Genomic DNA, 18569 nt, shown 5'->3' with positions numbered 1-18569 from the left:
GTTGCAAGGCAGCGACCTGGAACACACCCTGACCCAGCGCCTTGCTGCCCCCGGCGTGACGCGCCGTGACATCCGTGAAGACGGTCTGGTCGGCACCTTGTTTGAGCCCGCAGGCGCAGGTCCGCACCCGGCCGTGATGGTGCTCAATGGTTCTGGCGGCGGGATCAACGAAGCCCGCGCCGCGCTGTATGCCTCGCGCGGCTACAGCGCCTTGGCGCTGGGTTACTTCAAGGCGCCGGGCCTGTCGGATTACATCTCCAATACGCCGCTGGAGTACTTCCAGCAGGGCTTGGCATGGATGCGCCGTGAACTGGCCCCGGCCCATGACTTTGTCACCCTCAGCGGGCAGTCGCGCGGCGGTGAACTGGTGCTGTTGTTGGGCAGCCTGTTCCCGGACGCGGTGAGCGCTGTGATCGGTTACGTGCCCAGTGCGCTGGTGCATGGCGGGCAAGCAGCGGCAGACCCGGCCGTTGGCCGCGATGGCCCGGCCTGGCTGTTAAACGGGCAGCCTTTGGTGCATCTGTGGAACCACAATCGGCATGCCTCATGGGCCGCCCGCGATGCCGGGCAGCGCAATGCCGTGTCGATGAATACCGCGCTGCAAGACGAAGAGGCCGTGGAGCGGGCACGGATCGCCGTTGAGCACATTCGCGGGCCGGTGCTGTTGCTTACCGCAGGCGACGATGCCGCCTGGCCATCCAGCCATTTCGGGCAGATGGTCAGCCAGCGTCTTGCCCGGTTCGAACACCCGTGGCCGGTGGCTCAGCACGATTACCCGCAGGCCGGGCACAGCATTTTGCTGCCGTACATTCCCGCCACCTACAGCGACGACGGCGAACCTTCAGCCAATGCCCGGGCCAATGAGCAATCGTGGCAGGCCGTCAGGGATTTTCTGCATAACGCCGTGGCGGCACGCCGGGCGCAATCCAAGGAGTTGCAATGAACAGTTCTGCCACACCCGATCTGCTGGATCGGTTGTTACTCACGGCCGGTGGCCCGGTGCAACAGTTGCGTCAGGCCAGGGGCAAAGTGGTCAGCGCCACGCAAGGCAGTTATGAGGCGTTGTTCGATGCCGACTTGCCCGGCAACCTCAGCCTGGAAGAGCGCTTGCTGGTGGCCTGGTATGCCTGCCGATTGACCCCGCATGCACCCTTGGCCGCGCATTACCGCGAACCGCTGCACCTGTTGGCAACCGATCCGCAAACCCTGGCGGCTGTCGAGCAGGACGCATTGACCCAACTGCAATCGCCGCGCTTGCAGGCGGTGCTGGGCTTTACCCGCACGCTGGTGCGCAACCCGGTTGAGGGTGACCGCGAGGCGCTCAATGCATTGCTGGCGGCAGGCCTTGAGACTATCGACGTGGTCACGTTGGGGCAGTTGATTGCCTTTATTTCCTACCAAGTGCGCCTGGCGGCGGGCCTTAGTGCACTGCAAGCACTGGAGCCTGCGCAATGAGCGAGTCACTGGATATTCAAGGCTTCACCAACCGCACCTTGGGCTGGAAGGCCTGGCTGCCGACTCTTGATCCGGCGCAAGCCAGCCCCGCGCAGCAGGCGGTGCTGGAAGAGAGTCACCCGCAGGCGAAAGTGTCGCAGTACTACCTGACGCTCATCCACCAGCCTGAGGTATTGCGCCAGCGTTCGTTGGCCTTCAACGCGATCATGTATGCGCCGGGCGGTTTGTCCCGTGCCGAGCGCGAACTGGCCAGCGCCGTGGTGTCGCGAATCAACCAGTGTGTGTTTTGCGCCTCGGTGCATGCCCAACGGTTCGAACAACTGGCCAAGCGCAACGACGCCATCGCCCAAGTGTTTACCGACCCGCACACGGCGGGCACCACGCCACGGGAACAGGCGATTGTGCAGTTCGCCATTGACCTGACCCTGACCCCCGGTGAGTTACCGCCCGAGCGGCTCTTGGCATTGCGCGAACAGGGCCTGAATGACGGTGAAATACTCGACTTGATCCACGCTATCGCCATTTTTGCCTGGGCCAATCGCTTGATGCTCAACCTGGGCGAACCGGTCTGGCCTTGATTGATCATTAGTTAGACCGTTTATTTCTTTCAGGTCTTTAGATATTCCTCGAACGAATATCTATTGCGTCGGTATCGCTGTAGCAGCAGACAGGTTATGTAGTTGCAACAAGTATTTACCTGCAATGGCAGCGTTAAAGGCTGTATTGCTTGGGTAAACAGGCAGTGCAACGGCTATTTCTGCTGCTCGGCCGTCACCTTGCGTGAGCCTCGGGGCGCTCTAAAATCGAACCCAGAATTTCTACATGACTGTCGATTACGGAGTTTCGAACATGATGAACGCCATGCAAATGCCAATGATGCCGATGATGGGCATGCCGATGATGATGGCCACCATGAAGTGCGAAATGACCGACAAGGGCATGAAGTGCACCATGAAGCCAGCTGCGGGCATGGACATGGCGATGTTCAAAAACAACGCCGAGATGATGGCGATGATGATGAACTGCGGCATGCCGATGATGATGCAGTGCGCCAACATGTCGATGATGTGCATGTCTGAAGACGGCATGGCGATGATGAACAGCATGTCGAGCATGAACATGCCGATGATGATGCCAATGGGCATGCCGATGCCGATGATGAAATGCATCATGGAATGCAAAATGGAAGCAGATTGCATGACCTGCATGATGATGCCGATGCCCGGCATGAGCATGGACATGATGAACAACTGCTGCATGTTGATGATGAAAATGATGAACGACTGCGCCATGCCGATGATGATGAGCTGCAATGGCATGCCAATGATGTGCTGCACCTGCTAACCCACTAAACCCTGTAGTCGCTGACGAGGCTGCGATGGGCTGCGCAGCGGCCCGCTTGACGGTTGCAGTCCGTTTGACGGTCCTTCGGCCCGTATCGCAGCCTGCGGCAGCGACTACAGTATTTAATCTAGTCTCTCCGGGTAGGTGATCACCAGAAACGCCACGGCTTCGCTGTCCGCCGGGTTGCGATAGCGGTGGGGCTGGTCGGCATAGAACAGGATCGAGTCCCCGGTCGAGAGTAAATAACGTTCTTCGTTAACGCTGACTTCCACCACACCCTGGGCCACCACCAGGTTCTCCTGAATGCCGGGGCCATGGCCTTCGGACACCTCTTCGCCCAATGGCTTGAGGCGAATCTCGTAAAACTCGGACTGGCGCGCCCTGTCGTAGGGGAACAACGCCCGGCTGGTGAACGCACCACTGGCACTGACCAGTCGCTTGCTCTGTTGCGCCGGCAGCAACTCGACCCCTTCAAACGCGCGGTTTTCCAGAAACGCGGCCACCGAAACTTTCAGCCCCTTGGCAATTTTGCACAGCACCTTGATCGATGGCACGCTGCGCCCGGACTCAATCTGCGCCAGCATCGCCCGACTCACGCCGCTGGCGCGGGCCAGTGCATCCAGTGACAAATAGCGCTTGCTGCGCAGGCGTTGCAGGTTGAGGGCGACGCATTGGCCAATGGCGTCATCGTCGCCGTTATTACAGTCTTTGGCGGGGGGAGGGAGTTCGGGCAGATCAGGAACGGTGTGCAGGTAATTCATCCACGTTACGCCCGGCGGGTATCGCTGGACGAACTCACCGGCGGGGCAAAAAACACGGCGATCCCGGCTCTTGCTGCGTACGCAGTCCACATCAGCTCAGCCGCTGCACGTGCCTGACGGCGTTTTCGGTAAAGGGCGAAATCAATGACATTGGCAGATACGGACATGGTCAGATCCTTGGGCAGTGGCAACTCAATGGACCCACAGTAATCCCTTGTTCTTATTTCTATAAATACTGAATTTTCATTTGTTAATTCTATTTTGGACTTAGCGTGTCCACCCTGTTCAGGCAAAAAAACCTCTGTAGGAGCGAGCTTGCCTCGCGATCTTTTGATTTTTTAAAAGATCGCAAGACAAGATGAGTTTTTACCTAAGCTAATTCTAAAAAGGTATTGGATGGTGATTTTTAAGGTCGTTTAGCTTTAATGAAACGCAGGGCAGTTGCATCGCCCGCGATCTTCATTGATTCACATGGGAGTGAAGCATGCCGCATACAAGGGATATCACCGCCTTGCCAGTCCTCGACTTGTCGCTGCTTGAAGGCACCGTGGCGCAGCGTCAGGGCTTTTTTGAGGAGTTGCGTAACGCGGCACGGGACGTTGGCTTTTTCTATTTGACCGGGCACGGCATCGACAGCGAGTTGTTGAGCCAGGTGCAACAGCATTCACGGCAATTCTTCGCCTTGCCCGACGCCGATAAAGCGGCCGTCGGGATGATCAACTCCTCGCACTTTCGCGGCTACAACCGCGCCGCTTCCGAGATCACCCGTGGCAAGCCCGATCTGCGCGAGCAGTTTGACCTTGGCGCTGAACGGGCGGTGCTGCCCACTGACCCGAACAGCCCGTTCTGGGCACGTCTGCAAGGCCCCAACCAGTGGCCCGAAGCGCTGCCCGAGCTGAAACCCTTGCTGCTGGAATGGCAGCAGGCGATGACCGCCATGTCCTTGCGTTTGTTGCGTGCGTTTGCCCAGGCGCTGTCGCTGCCCGAGCACGCCTTTGATCAGTTGTACGGCGACACACCCAATGAGCACATCAAGTTGATTCGCTATCCGGGCCAGGCGGCAGACGCCAGCAACCAGGGGGTTGGCGCACACAAGGATTCAGGCTTTCTGAGTTTTCTGTTGCAGGACCAGCAGGCGGGTTTGCAAGTCGAGGTTGAAGAGGGCCGCTGGATTGACGCACTGCCGCGGGCCAACACCCTGGTGGTGAACATTGGCGAGTTGCTTGAGCTGGCGACCAACGGCTATCTACGCGCCACCGTGCACCGTGTGGTGTCACCGGCCCAGGGCAGCGAGCGTTTGTCGATCGCGTTCTTCCTGGGTGCCCGACTGGATGCCGTGGTGCCGCTGTATCCATTGCCTGCGGCGCTGTTGCGCGAGGCCCGCGGGCCTGCCAGCGACCCGGACAACCCGTTGTTTCGGGATGTGGGCTGGAACTACCTCAAGGGTCGCCTGCGTTCGCACCCCGATGTCGCCCAACGTTATTACGCCGATGCACTGATTCCCAACGCGCTGAGCGCTTGAGTCCCTCACCCGATCAAGGATTTTGACCATGTTCAAGCAAACAGGATTGACCCTGGCGGTGCTCGGCGGCTTGCTGACGTCTTACGATGCATTGGCACTGGAAACCCTGCGGATAGCGGCAGACCCGGTGCCCCATGCGCAGATTCTGGAGTACGTGCGCAAAATCGACCCGGAACTGAAGATCAAGGTGATCGAACTCACCAGCGGCATCAACGCCAACGAGCTGCTGGCCCACGGTGATGTTGATGCCAACTACACCCAGCACTTGCCGTATTTGAAGTCTCAGGAGCAGGCCCTAGGGCAAAAATTTGCCGTGGCCGCGACCGTGCACATCGAGCCACTGGGCATTTATTCCCAGCGCCATAAAAGCTTCGCCGATGTGCCGGTCAAGGGCACCGTCGCCGTGCCCAATAACGTGACCAACCTCAGCCGTGCCCTGTATCTGCTGCAAGACAACGGCCTGATCAAGCTCAAACCCGGCTTCAACGACCCCGCCGCAGAGCAGGCAACCCCCAAGGACATCGCTGAAAACCCCAAGCAACTGAAAATCCTCGAAGTCGAGTCGGCGCAGATACCACGGGCGCTGGGCGATCTTGATCTGGCGGTGATCAATGGCAACTACGCGCTGGAAGCCGGGCTGGTGCCGGCCAAGGACGCCTTGGGGCTCGAAAAGGTTGAGCACAACCCGTACGCCAATATTCTGGTGACCACGCCCAAGCTGCTGGATGACCCGCGCATCAAGCGCCTGGCCAAGGACCTGACGTCGCCCGAGGTGGCCACGTTCATTACCGATTCCTACACCGGCTCGGTCTTGCCCGTGACCCAGGTGGGTGCCCGGCCATGATCAGCATCGAGCAGTTGAGCAAGACGTACATACCGGGGCAGGCGCCTTCACTGGATCAAGTGTCATTGAGCATTCCGGACGGTGCCATCTACGGGATTCTTGGGCGTAGCGGGGCGGGTAAATCGACGCTGCTGCGCTGTCTCAACCTGCTCGAACGGCCCAGTGCCGGGCGTATTGTGCTGGACGGCGCAGACCTGACAGCGTTGTCAGATCGTGAATTGCGCCTGCAACGGCAACGCATCGGCATGATCTTTCAGGGCTTCAACCTGCTGCACTCGCGTAATGTTTTTGACAACATCGCCGTGCCTCTGGAAATAGCCAAGGTCAGTAAAGCGCAGCGTCAGGCGCGGGTGCTGGAGTTGTTGGAGCTGGTAGGCCTGAGCGACAAGGCACTGGCGTTCCCGTCGCAGTTGTCCGGCGGGCAAAAGCAGCGGGTTGGCATCGCCCGGGCCTTGGCCGCGCGACCTGCCTACCTGCTTTCTGATGAAGCAACCAGTGCCCTCGACCCGGAAACCACAGCCTCGATTCTTGAACTGCTGCGCGACATCAATCGCCAGTTGGGGCTGACCATTGTTCTGATCACCCACGAGCTGGACGTGGTCAAGTCCATTTGTGATCACGCGGCTTCACTGGCCAATGGTCGTCTGGCCGAGGCGGGGCCGATTGCTCAGCTGTTGGCCAACCCGGACTCTGCACTCGGTCGCTCCTTGTTACCGGGCTACAGCACCGCGCTGGGCAGTGACGCGCAGGTACTGGAACTGAGCTTTTTCGACTCGCTGCTGGCCACGCCAGTGCTCAGCGAATTGACTCGCCAGCACGGTGTCGCAGTGGACTTGCTGGCCCAAGGGGTTGAGTCGGTTGGCGGGCAAAACGTGGGCCGTTTGCGTGTGGCCTTGCGTCAGCCAGGCAGCGAACTGAAGTTGACCCAGGTCGTGGACTTTCTTAAACAGCGCGGCGTCAGGGTAGAACGCACATGAACCGAACCATCGATTGGAACGAGATTCTGCAACTGGTGTTCAATGCCACCGGAGAAACCCTGTACATGGTGCTGTTGGCGGGGCTGTTTACCCTGCTGATCGGCCTGCCTTTGGGGGTATTGCTGTTTATCAGTCGCAGTGGCGGCATTTATCCGATGCCGCAATTGCATAAAAGCCTGGGCGGGCTGGTCAACCTCGGGCGTTCATTGCCGTTCGTGGTCATGCTCATCGCCTTGATCCCGCTGACCCGTCTTATTGTCGGTACCACGTTGGGCAGCACGGCGGCGGTGGTGCCCATCACCATTGGCGCGTTCCCGTTCTTTGCGCGAATTGTCGAAAACGCCCTGGACGAAGTCGACAAGGGCCGCATCGAAGCGATCCTCGCCATGGGCGGTGATCTGCGTGACGTGATCTTCAAAGTACTGCTGCCCGAAGCCTTGCCGGCGTTAGTGGCGGGCGTGACCTTGACCCTGGTCATGCTGATTGGTTTTTCATCCATGGCCGGGGTTATTGGCGGCGGAGGGCTGGGTGATTTGGCCATTCGCTACGGCTATCAACGCTTCAACAACCAGGTGATGGTGGTCACCGTCATCGTGCTGGTGGTTCTGGTGCAGAGCGTGCAAAGCCTGGGCGACCGGATGGTGCGTTCGTTGGCACATCGGCGTTGACGTGTGGTGCTTGGCGAATGCAGGTATTCACCCTTCACGGGTGAAGTCAGCATTGTTCTGATAATCGATACCTGTGCAGGTATGATCGGCCCGGTACATGCGGCTGTTCGTTAACCTGACCAGATGGATCGAATCGTGATTGAGCGTCGTCAATTCAGTGCAGGCCTTAAAGGCAAGAACCTGCGCTATCTAACCGAAAACCCGGGGCTGGACCGGCCAACGGTGCGCGTGGGTTTTGTCCTGCTTGAGCACTTTTCTTTGCCTGCGTTTACCCAGGCGCTGGATGCGCTGATCACCGCCAACTTGTTGCGCCCAGGGTTGTTTGCCACCCAGACTTTCGGTCTGGTGCAAGGCGAGGTGGTCAGTGACCTGGGGCTGGTGATCCGGCCCGATTCGCAGCTTGATGTGTCGCAGCTCAACGCGCTTGATGTGCTGGTGGTGTGTGGCGGCTACCGCACTGAACTGAACAGCGATGAGGCGTTTACCCACGTGCTTAAAACCGCTGCGCAACAGGGCATTACCCTGGCCGGGTTGTGGAATGGCGCCTGGTTTCTTGGCAGTGCGGGGTTGCTGGAGGGGTATCGATGTGCGATTCACCCTGAGCATCGCCCGGCGTTGGCCGAAGTGTCCAAGACGGCACATGTGACCAGCGAGCCTTTTGTAATTGACCGCGACCGGCTCACGGCGTCCAGCCCCTCAGGGGCGATTCAGATGGCCCTTGCTTGGATCAAAAGCTTGCATGACAAAGCGCTGGTCGAAGGGGTCGAGGACATTCTGGCGTTTGAAGAGTCGCGTTATCGACGTATCAAACCCACCGAAAAAATCAGCGTCAGCGCGCCCTTGCGTGAAGTGTTGAAACTGATGGATGCCAACCTTGAAGAACCGCTGGAACTGGAACAGTTGGCGGTGTACGCGGGGCGCTCGCGTCGCCAGCTTGAGCGGTTGTTCAAGGAACAGCTGGGCACCACGCCACAGCGTTATTACATGGAGCTGCGCATTACCGAAGCGCGCCGCTTGTTGCAACACACCGAACTGTCCCAGGTTGATGTGCTGGTGGCGTGCGGATTTGTCTCGCCCAGTCATTTCAGCAAATGCTACAGCGCCTACTTTGGCTATCGGCCGTCCAAGGAAAAACGCCTGGTTAAATAGCGGCTGGGCGATGAATTAAAGACCGCGAGCACGCTCGCTCCAGGTTTTCGCGGGCATGCATTAGCGGTTCAGGATGGCTGTGCTATACACAGTGGTCAGAAATTTAGAACTTGCAGTCAGGAAGACGAAAGCGATGACACTGAGGCTAGTTGCGGCTAAGCAGATGTTCAGAATGATGTGCATTGCCTGGCCTTTAATGGGCGTTTACACGACGGCAAATGCCGACGATTCTCAGGGCAAATCCAGGGCTGATAAAGATGAATGGCTGGTATTGGTCAGCCCTTTTGTCTGGGCCCCGGCCATGAATGGTCAGGTCGCGTTGGGCGGGGTTGATGCCAAGGCGGATGTTGGCTTTCGCGAGATTTTCAATAATCTCAACCGGGTCTTTATGGGCAACCTGGAAGTCACCAACCGCAAACTGGGCTTTTACCTGGACGGGGTCTACGCAAAGACCAGCCAGTCTGAACGTGCCTACGGCCAGAAAATCGGCCTGGACATCACTCAGAGCACCCTGGCCGGGGGCGTGTATTACCGGGTGTATGAATACGCTTTAGGCGGCAACAATGTGTTTGGCGAGCCACGTAGCTGGCGGGTTGAGCCCACGGCGGGGCTGCGCTGGACCAAGCTGTCGACCAAGGTCGAGATCGACCCGGTGGGCTACAGCACCAAGAAAAAAACCGAGTGGACCGACCCGTTTGTAGGGCTGCGCATGCAGGCTGACCTGACCGATCGCTGGACGCTGTCTGGCGCGGCGGACACCGGCGGGTTTGATACTTCATCGAAAAAGACCTACAACGCCCAGGCTTACCTCGGCTATCGCCTGTACCTGTTCGAAAACCCGACGATTGTGCGGGTCGGTTATCGGGTGCTGGCGCAGGAATACAAAAGCCGGGATTTTACCGGCAACACCTTTAAATACGATGTGACTCAGCGCGGCCCGGTGTTGGGCTTGTCCATGCGTTTCTAATCTGTTTTTGCAAGGATCAACGGAATGAAAAAGCCTGTTCTCAAAGCGCTGGTACTGGCGGTATCAGGGTTTGTTTTATCTCTGCCATTGGCTCAGGCGTGCACCCGGCTGGTGTACCTGGGCGACGATCACAGCGTGATCACGGCCCGTTCCATGGACTGGAAAACCGACGTTGCGACCAACCTGTGGGTGTTTCCCAAGGGCATGCAACGTACGGGTGAAGTCGGGCCTTCGTCCGTCAAGTGGACCTCCAAGTACGGCAGCCTGATTGCCAGCGGTTACGACATTTCCACCACTGACGGCGTCAACGAAGCCGGCCTCGCGGCCAACGTCTTGTGGCTGGTGGAGTCGGAGTATCCGCCGTTCAACAAGGACAAACCCGGCTTGAGCATTGCCGCTTGGGCGCAATACGTTCTGGACAACTTCAGCACCGTAGCCGAGGCCGTTGAAGTGCTCAAAACCGAGCCATTCAATGTGGTGACTGCGCAAGTGCCGGGCGAAAGCCGACTGGCCACGCTGCACCTGTCGATGTCTGATGCCTCGGGCGACAGTGCGATCATTGAATACATCGACGGCAAGCAAGTGATTCATCACAGCCGCAAGTATCAGGTGATGACCAACTCCCCGGCATTCGAGGCCCAGTTGGCGATGAACGCTTACTGGCAGGCGATTGGCGGCACGGTCATGTTGCCCGGCACCAACCGGTCTGCGGACCGTTTTGCGCGTGCGTCGTTTTACGTGAACGCGGTGCCCAAGGATCAAGATGCGCGTTTGTCATTGGCCAGCGTGTTTAGCGTGATCCGCAACGTGTCGGTGCCTTACGGCATCACCACCCCCGGCGAGCCGAATATCTCCTCGACCCGTTGGCGCTCGGTTATCGACCACAAGCAGGGGCTGTACTTTTTTGAGTCGGCCGTCACCCCGAATACATTCTGGGTGGACCTGAAAAAACTGGATCTGTCCCAAGCCACAGGCAAGGTCAAAAAGCTCGATCTGGGGCCGAATCAGAGCAACATCTTCTCTGGCGAAGTGTCGGACCGCTTTGAAGTGGCAGCGCCGTTCAAGTTTGAGGGCGCTTGATACAGGCTGTTTCTGCGAGGCCTGTCATTCACATTCACCGATCAGCAATTGCCCGAATGCGCAGGCCGCCGGGGTTTTGGTGGTGGTGCTCCAGATAAGCCGGAAGTCCGCTTCGGGCAACGCTGGCAGGCCGTAGTGGCCGTCAATCACGCGCATGCCGGGTTCCAGATCACCCAAGGGCAAAGCGGTCACGGCCAGCCCGGCCAGTACCGCTGCGCGCAAGCCTTGCTGGCTGGGTGAGGTGAACGCCACCCGCCATTGCACGCTGGAGCCTTGCAGCGCGTCGATGGCCACTTGCCGATGTACACAAGGCATGGGGGCAAAGGCCAGCGGTAGCGGGTTCTCCCCTGAGAACTCGAAGTCGTGCGCAGCCGCCCAGACAAAGTGAGTTTCACGCAAAACCGTGCCCCCCGGCGGGCTGCCCGGCAGTGCCAGCACCACGGCCAGATCGAGCTTGTCGGTGTCGACCTGCGCGCGCAGGTCAAGGTAAGGGCAGACCGTGACGTCCAGGCGCACGGCCGGGAATTGCCGGGTGAAGCGCGTCAGCAACGGCGGCAAACCGTCACCGATAAAGTTCTCGGGCAGGCCAAAGCGCACGGCACCTGACACCGATGAGGTGGCAAAACGGCGGATCAACGCGTCCTGTGCCTTGAGGATGCATTCGGCGTGGCGCAGAAAATCCTCGCCATCTTCGGTCAGCGTCAAACTGCGCGTGGTGCGGCTCAGCAGTTTGGTGGCGGCCTGTTCTTCGAGACGCCGGATCTGATGGCTTATGGCCGATTGGCTGATGTGCATCCGCTCTGCGGCACGGGTGAAGCTGCCGGTTTCTTTGATTGCAATAAAGGCGCGCAACAGCGCCGGGTCGAAATCCATTTGGCCCACTCATGATGAAAGTTAATAAAACCTACGAAATTAAATCATTTTTGTCATTTTTTAATTGCTCGCAGAATGCGCGCGGTCGCCTGAAGACACCTCGGGTGATGCTGGCAGCAATACCTTATGGAGCCTTTGCCAGTACCCATCCCTTTGATCTGGAAGATCGCCATGCTGTTCTCCCCCGCACAAAAAGATGCTTTTACCCTGGCTGCCGTGTGCATTGCAGCCCTGATGTTTGGCCTCGAAATATCCAGCGTACCGGCCATCCTGCCTACCCTTGAGGCAGAGCTGCACAGTAACTTCAGCGATTTGCAGTGGATCATGAATGCCTACACCATCGCCTGCACCATGGTGCTGATGGCCATCGGCACACTGGCGGATCGTTACGGGCGCAAACGCGTGTTTATGATCAGCCTGGTGCTGTTCGGCATCACCTCGTTGAGCTGCGGCCTGGCACCCGACAATGATGTGCTGATTGCCAGCCGTTTTCTGCAAGGCATGGCGGCAGGGGCGATGTTGATCTGCCAGGTGGCGGTGCTCTCCCACAGGTTTCAGTCAGCGGCTGCACGGGGGAAAGCCTTCAGCGCCTGGGGCATTGTCTTCGGCATTGGCCTGGGCTTTGGTCCGATCATTGGCGCGGGCATTGTCGCCGTGTCGAGTTGGGAATGGGTGTTTCTGGTGCATGCGCCGATTGCCGTGCTGGCGCTGCTGCTGGTGATCGCCGGGGTCGACGAGTCCAAAGACCCGCAACGTCGGCGTCTGGATGTGCTGGGCATTACGTCGCTGTCATTGGCGGTTCTGGGGCTTTCGTGGTTTTTGACTCAAGGTGCGGTCACCGGATTTGGCACCCGCGAGGCCCTGTTCAGCTTGCTCGCGGCGGTGCTGAGTTTTGCGGTGTTTGTAGGGTCGCAGCGCCGTGGCAGCGATGCGATGTTCGACTTTTCGGTCCTGCGTATTCGGCGTTTTTCGGGCGCGCTGATTGGCGCTGCGGCGATGAACTTCAGTTTTTGGCCTTTTATGATCTACCTGCCGTTGTACTTTCAAAACAGCCTGGGCTACAGCAGTGTGGGTACCGGCTTGGCCCTGCTGGCGTATACCTTGCCGACGTTGGTGGTGCCGCCATTTGGCGAACGTCTGGCGCTGCGCTACCGCGCCGAAAGGGTTATTCCCGTGGGTTTGTTCACCATCGGCCTGGGCTTTTTGTTAATGAAATGGGGCAGCAGCGTCGAGCAGGCCAGTTGGCTGACCATGCTGGCCGGTTGCGTACTGGCCGGGACCGGACTTGGCCTGACCAACACCCCGGTGACCAATACCACCACCGGTTCTGTACCCAGCGAGCGCTCAGGCATGGCCTCGGGCATCGACATCAGCGCGCGCATGATCAGCCTCGCGGTGAACATCGCGTTGATGGGTTTTATCCTCGTGCAAGGCACGCTGTCTTCGTTGCGTGGCAGCGTGACCGGCCTGGTCGATGAGGAGCAATTACGCGTGCTGGCGCAGACCATTTCAGCGGGTAGCGTCAATGGCGCAGGGCAGGGCGCGGCATTGGCCCACGGCTTCGGCTGGGTGATGCTGTATGGCGCGATGGCGGCATGGTTGTTGATGGCGGCCAGTTTGTGGGTATTTCGAGACCGTACTGTAGTCGCTGCCCAAGCTTGAGGCTGCGATGGGGAGCGAAGCGCCCCCAAATGGCGGTCCTGCGGCCCGTATCGCAGCCTTCGTGCCTCGTCAGCGACTACAGGGAATTGCGGCGCGTGGGCATGGCTGTACTTGTAGTCGCTGCCGAAGTATGAGGCTGCGATGGGGAGCGAAGCGCCCCCAAGCGGCGGTCCTGCGGCCCGCATCGCAGCCTTCGTACCTCGTCAGCGACTACAGAGAATTGCGGCGCGTGGGCATGGCTGTACTTGTAGTCGCTGTCGAAGCATGAGGCTGCGATGGGGAGCGAAGCGCCCCCAGACGGCGGTCCTGCGGCCCGCATCGCAGCCTTCGTGCCTCGTCAGCGACTACAGGGAAGTGTGGCGCGTGGGCATGGCTGTACTTGTAGTCGCTGCCGAAGTATGAGGCTGCGATGGGGAGCGAAGCGCCCCCAAGCGGCGGTCCTGCGGCCCGCATCGCAGCCTTCGTACCTTGTCAGCGACTACAGAGAACTGCGGCGCGTGGGCATGGCTGTACTTGTAGTCGCTGCCCAAGCTTGAGGATGCGATGGGGAGCGAAGCGCCCCCAAACGGCGGTCCTGCGGCCCGCATCGCAGCCTTCGCGCCTTGTCAGCGACTACAGATAATTGCGGCGCGTGGGCATGGCTGTACTTGTCGTCGCTGCCGAAGTATGAGGCTGCGAAGCGCCCCCAGACGGCGGTCCTGCGGCCCGCATCGCAGCCTTCGTACCTTGTCAGCGACTACAGAGAATTGCGGTGCGTAGGCATGGTTGTCGATGGCGGCCAGTTTGTGGGTGTTTCGCACCGCCAGTGCCCGGCGCTAGAGCAGCGCTTCTTCAATCACCATCCGGTCCAGGTTCTGGTTGAGGCGACGCAGTAAAGCCAGCAGTGTTGCCGCCTCTGCGTCGCTAAAACCTTCCAGGGCGCGGCTGCTGCCCGCATCCAGCGCTTCGCGGGCAGCGGGCAGTTTTGCCAGTGCGGCGCCGGTCAATGAAATCAGTTGACTCCTGCGGTCATCCGGGGCTGGGGTGCGCTGGATCAGGCCTTCACGTTCCATTCTGACCAGGGTCTGCGCCATGGACGGCTGTTCGACCCGGGTCAATTGGGCGAGGCTTTTCTGTGACAGCGCCTCGCCATTGCGCAGCAGGTAGAGCACCGGGACCTGAGCAACATTGAGCCCCAGGCTTTTGAGGCGCCGCTCGCCCAAGCGGGCAAAGCTGCGCGCTGCCATGTTGATCAGCGGGGCCGGTTTGGCGAACAAATCCCAATCTAGTGTGTTCATGTAAATGGCTACTCGAGCGTGCTATATAGGTGCCTATATAAATTGAATGAGGCGCCGTGTCCATGACTCAATTACTTCGCATTGCCATTATTGGCGCCGGTCCTGGCGGTTTGACCCTGGCGCGGATCCTCCAGCAGCACGGTGTGCAGACGACGGTGTTTGAGCGTGAGGCGCATGCCCATGAGCGACCGCAGGGCGGCACGCTCGACCTGCATGTCGGTTCCGGGCAGCACGCCATCGAGTGCGCGGGGTTGTCCGAAGCGTTCATGGGCATTGCCCGTTATGAGGACCAGGGCGATCGCCTGTATGACAAGACCGGGCGTTTGATTTACGCCACGGATGACACCGCAGCGCAGGGCGAGCGCCCGGAAGTTGACCGGACGGCGCTGCGCGAGATGCTCCTGCAATCACTGGCTGGGCCCTCCGTTCAGTGGGGCAAGACCTTGCAGCGCGTGCAGCCCCGTGAGGGCGGTACATGGGAGCTGGTGTTCGAGGGCGAAACGGTCGGGCCTTTTGACTTGGTGGTGGGTGCAGATGGCACGTGGTCACGGGTGCGGCCGTTGCTGTCACGTTATCAGCCGGCCTATACGGGGTTGACGCTGGTTGAGTTTGGCATCGATTCGGCTGACAGCCGCTACCCGGCGTTATCCGCGCTGGTGGGGCCCGGCAAAATGGATGTGCAAGGCGACGGTCGCGGGCTGATTGTGCAGCGCAATGCCCATGCACATTTGCGCGGTTATGCGATGTTTCGGGTGCCGGCAGGCTGGGCCGATGCGACCTTTGCGTTCAGCTCACCGGCAACGGCACGCGCCCGGCTTGAGCAGGAGTTCAGCGGGTGGGCGCCGGTGTTTACTGATTTGATCCGGGCCAGTAACGACCTGCTGGTTGCACGGCCATTGTATGCGCTGCCCGTAGGGCATCATTGGTCCAACCGGAACGGACTCACCCTGATAGGAGATGCAGCGCACGTGATGTCGCCATTTGGTGGGGAAGGGGTGAATGCGGCGATGCTTGATGCGGCCGAGCTTGCGCGCCATTTGGTAAACAGTGATGACTGGCGCGAAGCGGTAAGGGCGGCTGAAACCGCAATGTTTGAGCGGGTGATCGAGCCGGCGACCCACGCTGCAGAGGCAGTGGCCACCGCGTTGTCTCATGTGGGGCTGGAGCTTTCGCTGGAGCACTTTAAACAACGCCTGTAGTCGCTGTCGAAGCATGAGGCTGCGATGGGGAGCGAAGCGCCCCCAGACGGCGGTCCTGCGGCCCGCATCGCAGCCTTCGTACCTCGTCAGCGACTACAGAGAACTGCGTTAGAAATCCCAGCGCGTGGTCACCATGAAGTTGCGCGGTTCGCCGTACACCGCCGAGTTATAGAAGCCGATGTTGGTGAAGTAGTATTTGTCGAACAGGTTGTTGACGTTCACCGTGGCCGAGAGGTTTTTGCTGATCTGATAACGGGTCATCAGGTCAACCACCCAGTAGTCCGGCTGTTCAAACTTCTCGTACTGGCCGTGCGGGGAGTTCCAGATGTTTTGCCACGCGGTGTTCTGCCAGCGTGCGCCGCCACCCACGGTGAATTTGTCCAGCTGGCCTTGCAGTTTGTAGCTGGTGTACACCTTGAACTGGTCCTGCGGTTCGAAGGTGGAAATTTTCTCGCCGTTGTCGTCGCGCACGATCTTGTGGGTGTAGCCACCTTGTACCTGCCAGCCAGGGCTCAATTCGCCCGAGAGTTCAAATTCAAAGCCTTTGGTCCGGGCTTTGGTGCCGGTGAACGCATAGTTGGAAGGGGTCGGCTTGAGGTTGTTGTAGGCATCATCGGGTACTGAACGGTTGCTTTCTTTGATCTCGAAGTAAGCCAGGCTAGCGTTCAGGCGGCCTTCCAGGAACTCGGCCTTGAGCCCCACTTCGTAGTTCTCGCCTTTGTCCGGATCAATCAGGCGATCATTTCGGTCGCGGTTGTAGTTTTCTTGCGGAATGAAAATATCGGTGTAGCTGGCGTACACGGAGTAGGTGTCATTCAGGTCGTAAATGGCCCCGACATAAGGTATGAAGCGCCCGGATTCGCGGTACGACGGCGTGTTGCCGGTCATGTGATAGTCCACCACGCGGCCACCGACCAGCACTTTCAAGTCATCAGTAACGTTGAAGCGGGTGGTCATGTAGGTGCCGGTCTGGCGAATCACGTCATCGGTGTATTGGCCAACAGGCCCCCAGGCCGGTTTTTCGGCGTGGCCGTCCCAGTTGTTGAAGTCCACCAGGTTGGTGCCCTGGTAGATGGGGTTCCAGTAGCCTTGACCCTTCCAGTGGGCCGAGCTGATCGAGCCGCCAAGGACCATTTCATGTTCGCGACCAAACAGCTGGAAGGGGCCGCTCACATACAGGTCGGCCGAGTTGCTGCGCGTGTTGCCAACGTAGCGTTGGGCGTTGATCGGGGTGGTGCCGTCTTCATACGGATAGTCACCCTGGATCGAGCCCATTTGCGCATCGTAGCCATTGAGCTTGTGGTCCAGTTGCAGCTTGGTCACCCAGCCTTCGCCCAAGTCATGCTCAAGCGTGGCGAACACGGTGCGGGTGTATTGCTTCCAGTTGCTCCAGTCAGTGCCGTTGTTGAATGAGCGTTTGACGCTGTTGAGGTCGCCCTTGGAATTGATCAGCGGGTAGCTTCCGGACCAGCTCGACCCCATGGGTTTGTTGTCCTGATAGTCGCCGCCCACGGTCAGTAGTGTGTCGGGCGTCAGGTCAAATTCGAGAATCCCGTAGAACACCGAGGTTTTGCGCGAGTAGTGGTCCTGGTACGAGTTTTTGTCCTGATAGGCCGCGACTGCGCGGCCACGCACGTTACCGGTTTCGGTCAGGGGGCCGCTTACGTCTACTTCGCTGCGGTAGTCGTCCCACGAGCCCGCACCGAGCGTGGCATGGCCTTTGAACTCGGAGGTGGGTTTTTTACGCACCAGGTTGATCACCGCGCCCAACGAACCAGCTCCTGTGAGCAGACCGGTCGAGCCCTTGATCACTTCAATACGGTCGTAAATGGCCGTGTCGCTCAAGGTGTTGCCCGACGAATAGCCGACGTTGGTGGTGGCCGACGGAATGCCGTCGTACTGGAAGTTGCTGATCGAGAACCCGCGTGCGTAGTAGTTGCTGCGGTCGCTGTCATAGGCCGACACGGTGATGCCGGGGGTGTGGCGCATCACGTCGTCGACGTTGTTGAGGCCGAAGTCGTCCATGTGCTGACGGGTGACGACGGTGACCGTTTGCGGTGTTTCACGCGGTGTCAGCACCAAACGTGTGGCGGTGGCGATGGTGCCCGGCGTGTAGGACCCCGAGCCTTCGGTCACGGTCCCCAGCAGGTTGCTGGTGACCGCTGTCGCGCCCAGTTCCAGTGCCGAACCGGTTTGCGGCACCGGCGCCAGCACCACGGCATTTTCGCCACTCGACTGAGCTTCAAGGCCGCTGCCGCTCAGCAACTGAGTCAAGGCCTGGCGGGTGGTCATGGTGCCGTTGACGCCCGGCGAGGTAATGCCTTGGGCCATGTCTGCGGAGTAGGCGATTTGCAGCCCGCTCTGGGTGCTCAGTTGGTCCAGCGCGTTGGCCAGCGGCTGGCGCGCAATCGCGAAACTGTGGGTGTCCAGCGCTGTATTGCTGACGGAGGTGGTTGCGGGCTCGACGGCCTGAACGTTGCTGTATGCGAGGAAAACAGCGAGCGCCAATGCGCTGCGTGCATAGGTGGTGTTGAGGGTAGGAAAGTACATGCGAGCCCCGAGTGAATAGGAAGTATTTGCAATAACAAACACCTTGACGGGTTGAGCTCACGAAAGCCGTAAAACTTTTTGAAATTTTTTTGCGCGGGGCGCGCTTCTACCTGCAATGAAGTGCGTGGGAGCCTGCCATTGTTTAGTCAAAACCGATCCAAGCATCAGGAAAGCAGACTTTTACCCTCAATAGCACCGTGCCACCTTACGACGTTCATTCAGCCCGCAACAGGAGAGCAAG

At 59.4% G+C, this 18569-nt stretch carries 18 protein-coding genes; 12 read left to right on the top strand and 6 right to left on the bottom strand.

Going from position 1 to position 18569, the window contains the following annotated elements:
- From GHO41_RS20085 to GHO41_RS20075, 3 genes are all read left to right on the top strand, one after another.
- Positions 1–943, top strand: a 943-nt coding sequence (locus GHO41_RS20085) for an acyl-CoA thioester hydrolase/BAAT C-terminal domain-containing protein (RefSeq protein WP_218580268.1), incomplete at its 5' end; no start/stop codon positions are given.
- Positions 940–1455 carry a CMD domain protein gene (locus GHO41_RS20080; RefSeq protein ID WP_153434454.1) on the top strand — a complete coding sequence of 172 codons (516 nt, stop codon included), beginning with the start codon at positions 940–942 and terminating at the stop codon, positions 1453–1455. The genes GHO41_RS20085 and GHO41_RS20080, both read left to right, overlap by 4 nt.
- Positions 1452–2033, top strand: coding sequence for a peroxidase-related enzyme (locus GHO41_RS20075; protein WP_153434453.1), 582 nt, complete (start codon positions 1452–1454; stop codon positions 2031–2033). The genes GHO41_RS20080 and GHO41_RS20075 overlap by 4 nt, the downstream gene beginning before the upstream one ends.
- A gap of 255 nt (positions 2034–2288) precedes the next feature.
- Here GHO41_RS20075 and GHO41_RS30580 read toward each other — a convergent pair whose 3' ends face one another.
- The 3 genes from GHO41_RS30580 to GHO41_RS29865 form a co-directional block, all read right to left on the bottom strand.
- Positions 2289–2792, bottom strand: a complete 504-nt coding sequence (locus GHO41_RS30580) for a hypothetical protein (RefSeq protein WP_371928982.1) — start codon at positions 2790–2792, stop codon at positions 2289–2291.
- A gap of 129 nt (positions 2793–2921) precedes the next feature.
- Positions 2922–3560 (bottom strand): helix-turn-helix domain-containing protein, encoded by a 639-nt coding sequence (locus GHO41_RS20065; protein ID WP_088500284.1) that lies wholly within the window; start codon positions 3558–3560, stop codon positions 2922–2924.
- Positions 3561–3565: 5 nt separating this feature from the next.
- Positions 3566–3727, bottom strand: a complete 162-nt coding sequence (locus GHO41_RS29865; protein ID WP_164488153.1) for a hypothetical protein — start codon at positions 3725–3727, stop codon at positions 3566–3568.
- A gap of 317 nt (positions 3728–4044) precedes the next feature.
- Here GHO41_RS29865 and GHO41_RS20060 point away from each other — a divergent pair, with 317 nt between their 5' ends.
- The 7 genes from GHO41_RS20060 (at position 4045) to GHO41_RS20030 (ending at position 10767) form a co-directional block, all read left to right on the top strand.
- The gene (locus GHO41_RS20060; protein WP_153434452.1) at positions 4045–5082 is read left to right on the top strand and encodes an isopenicillin N synthase family oxygenase; all 1038 of its coding nucleotides are present in this window, start codon (positions 4045–4047) and stop codon (positions 5080–5082) included.
- Between the two features lie 28 nt (positions 5083–5110).
- Positions 5111–5926, top strand: coding sequence for a MetQ/NlpA family ABC transporter substrate-binding protein (locus GHO41_RS20055; RefSeq protein ID WP_153434451.1), 816 nt, complete (start codon positions 5111–5113; stop codon positions 5924–5926).
- A complete protein-coding gene (locus GHO41_RS20050) occupies positions 5923–6903 on the top strand; it encodes a methionine ABC transporter ATP-binding protein (RefSeq protein WP_153434450.1) in 981 nt (326 codons plus the stop codon). Before GHO41_RS20055 ends, GHO41_RS20050 begins: the two co-directional genes overlap by 4 nt.
- Positions 6900–7571, top strand: a complete 672-nt coding sequence (locus tag GHO41_RS20045) for a methionine ABC transporter permease (protein WP_048389456.1) — start codon at positions 6900–6902, stop codon at positions 7569–7571. The genes GHO41_RS20050 and GHO41_RS20045 overlap by 4 nt, the downstream gene beginning before the upstream one ends.
- Positions 7572–7694: 123 nt before the next feature.
- A complete protein-coding gene (locus GHO41_RS20040; RefSeq protein ID WP_153434449.1) occupies positions 7695–8720 on the top strand; it encodes a GlxA family transcriptional regulator in 1026 nt (341 codons plus the stop codon).
- 163 nt (positions 8721–8883) lie between these two features.
- A complete protein-coding gene (locus GHO41_RS20035) occupies positions 8884–9687 on the top strand; it encodes a hypothetical protein (protein WP_256678806.1) in 804 nt (267 codons plus the stop codon).
- A gap of 24 nt (positions 9688–9711) precedes the next feature.
- Positions 9712–10767, top strand: coding sequence for a linear amide C-N hydrolase (locus GHO41_RS20030; protein ID WP_048372675.1), 1056 nt, complete (start codon positions 9712–9714; stop codon positions 10765–10767).
- Between the two features lie 24 nt (positions 10768–10791).
- Here the strand turns inward: GHO41_RS20030 and GHO41_RS20025 are convergent, their stop codons facing one another.
- Positions 10792–11640, bottom strand: coding sequence for a LysR substrate-binding domain-containing protein (locus GHO41_RS20025; RefSeq protein ID WP_153434448.1), 849 nt, complete (start codon positions 11638–11640; stop codon positions 10792–10794).
- A gap of 171 nt (positions 11641–11811) precedes the next feature.
- Between GHO41_RS20025 and GHO41_RS20020 the strand changes: the two genes are divergently transcribed.
- Entirely contained in the window at positions 11812–13302 is a 1491-nt protein-coding gene (locus tag GHO41_RS20020) for an MFS transporter (RefSeq protein WP_153434447.1), read from the top strand.
- Between the two features lie 815 nt (positions 13303–14117).
- On the opposite strand, the gene GHO41_RS20015 is transcribed toward GHO41_RS20020, so the two are convergent.
- Entirely contained in the window at positions 14118–14579 is a 462-nt protein-coding gene (locus tag GHO41_RS20015; RefSeq protein ID WP_153332029.1) for a MarR family winged helix-turn-helix transcriptional regulator, read from the bottom strand.
- 62 nt (positions 14580–14641) lie between these two features.
- On the opposite strand from GHO41_RS20015, the gene GHO41_RS20010 reads away from it, so the two are divergent.
- Entirely contained in the window at positions 14642–15778 is a 1137-nt protein-coding gene (locus GHO41_RS20010) for an NAD(P)/FAD-dependent oxidoreductase (protein ID WP_153434446.1), read from the top strand.
- Positions 15779–15886: 108 nt separating this feature from the next.
- On the opposite strand, the gene GHO41_RS20005 is transcribed toward GHO41_RS20010, so the two are convergent.
- The gene (locus GHO41_RS20005; RefSeq protein ID WP_153434445.1) at positions 15887–18328 is read right to left on the bottom strand and encodes a TonB-dependent siderophore receptor; all 2442 of its coding nucleotides are present in this window, start codon (positions 18326–18328) and stop codon (positions 15887–15889) included.
- Positions 18329–18569: the final 241 nt, after the last annotated feature.

This window comes from Pseudomonas sp. FSL R10-0399 (assembly GCF_009600165.1).
In the GTDB taxonomy this organism is placed as follows: Bacteria; Pseudomonadota; Gammaproteobacteria; order Pseudomonadales; family Pseudomonadaceae; genus Aquipseudomonas; species Aquipseudomonas helleri.
The sequence above is the reverse complement of the archived record's forward strand: the minus strand, read 5'-3'. Positions and strand labels throughout refer to the sequence as shown.

Bases quoted from the DNA above. Each gene is read 5' to 3' on its own strand.
- GHO41_RS20035 (WP_256678806.1), top strand. From the start codon at position 8,884: ATGTTCAGAATGATGTGCATTGCCTGGCCTTTAATGGGCGTTTACACG.
- GHO41_RS20060 (WP_153434452.1), top strand. From the start codon at position 4,045: ATGCCGCATACAAGGGATATCACCGCCTTGCCAGTCCTCGACTTGTCG.
- GHO41_RS20050 (WP_153434450.1), top strand. From the start codon at position 5,923: ATGATCAGCATCGAGCAGTTGAGCAAGACGTACATACCGGGGCAGGCG.
- GHO41_RS20045 (WP_048389456.1), top strand. From the start codon at position 6,900: ATGAACCGAACCATCGATTGGAACGAGATTCTGCAACTGGTGTTCAAT.
- GHO41_RS20010 (WP_153434446.1), top strand. From the start codon at position 14,642: ATGACTCAATTACTTCGCATTGCCATTATTGGCGCCGGTCCTGGCGGT.
- GHO41_RS20015 (WP_153332029.1), bottom strand. From the start codon at position 14,579: ATGAACACACTAGATTGGGATTTGTTCGCCAAACCGGCCCCGCTGATC.
- GHO41_RS20025 (WP_153434448.1), bottom strand. From the start codon at position 11,640: ATGGATTTCGACCCGGCGCTGTTGCGCGCCTTTATTGCAATCAAAGAA.
- GHO41_RS20080 (WP_153434454.1), top strand. From the start codon at position 940: ATGAACAGTTCTGCCACACCCGATCTGCTGGATCGGTTGTTACTCACG.
- GHO41_RS20065 (WP_088500284.1), bottom strand. From the start codon at position 3,560: ATGAATTACCTGCACACCGTTCCTGATCTGCCCGAACTCCCTCCCCCC.
- GHO41_RS29865 (WP_164488153.1), bottom strand. From the start codon at position 3,727: ATGTCCGTATCTGCCAATGTCATTGATTTCGCCCTTTACCGAAAACGC.
- GHO41_RS20040 (WP_153434449.1), top strand. From the start codon at position 7,695: ATGGATCGAATCGTGATTGAGCGTCGTCAATTCAGTGCAGGCCTTAAA.
- GHO41_RS20020 (WP_153434447.1), top strand. From the start codon at position 11,812: ATGCTGTTCTCCCCCGCACAAAAAGATGCTTTTACCCTGGCTGCCGTG.
- GHO41_RS20055 (WP_153434451.1), top strand. From the start codon at position 5,111: ATGTTCAAGCAAACAGGATTGACCCTGGCGGTGCTCGGCGGCTTGCTG.
- GHO41_RS20075 (WP_153434453.1), top strand. From the start codon at position 1,452: ATGAGCGAGTCACTGGATATTCAAGGCTTCACCAACCGCACCTTGGGC.
- GHO41_RS20030 (WP_048372675.1), top strand. From the start codon at position 9,712: ATGAAAAAGCCTGTTCTCAAAGCGCTGGTACTGGCGGTATCAGGGTTT.
- GHO41_RS20005 (WP_153434445.1), bottom strand. From the start codon at position 18,328: ATGTACTTTCCTACCCTCAACACCACCTATGCACGCAGCGCATTGGCG.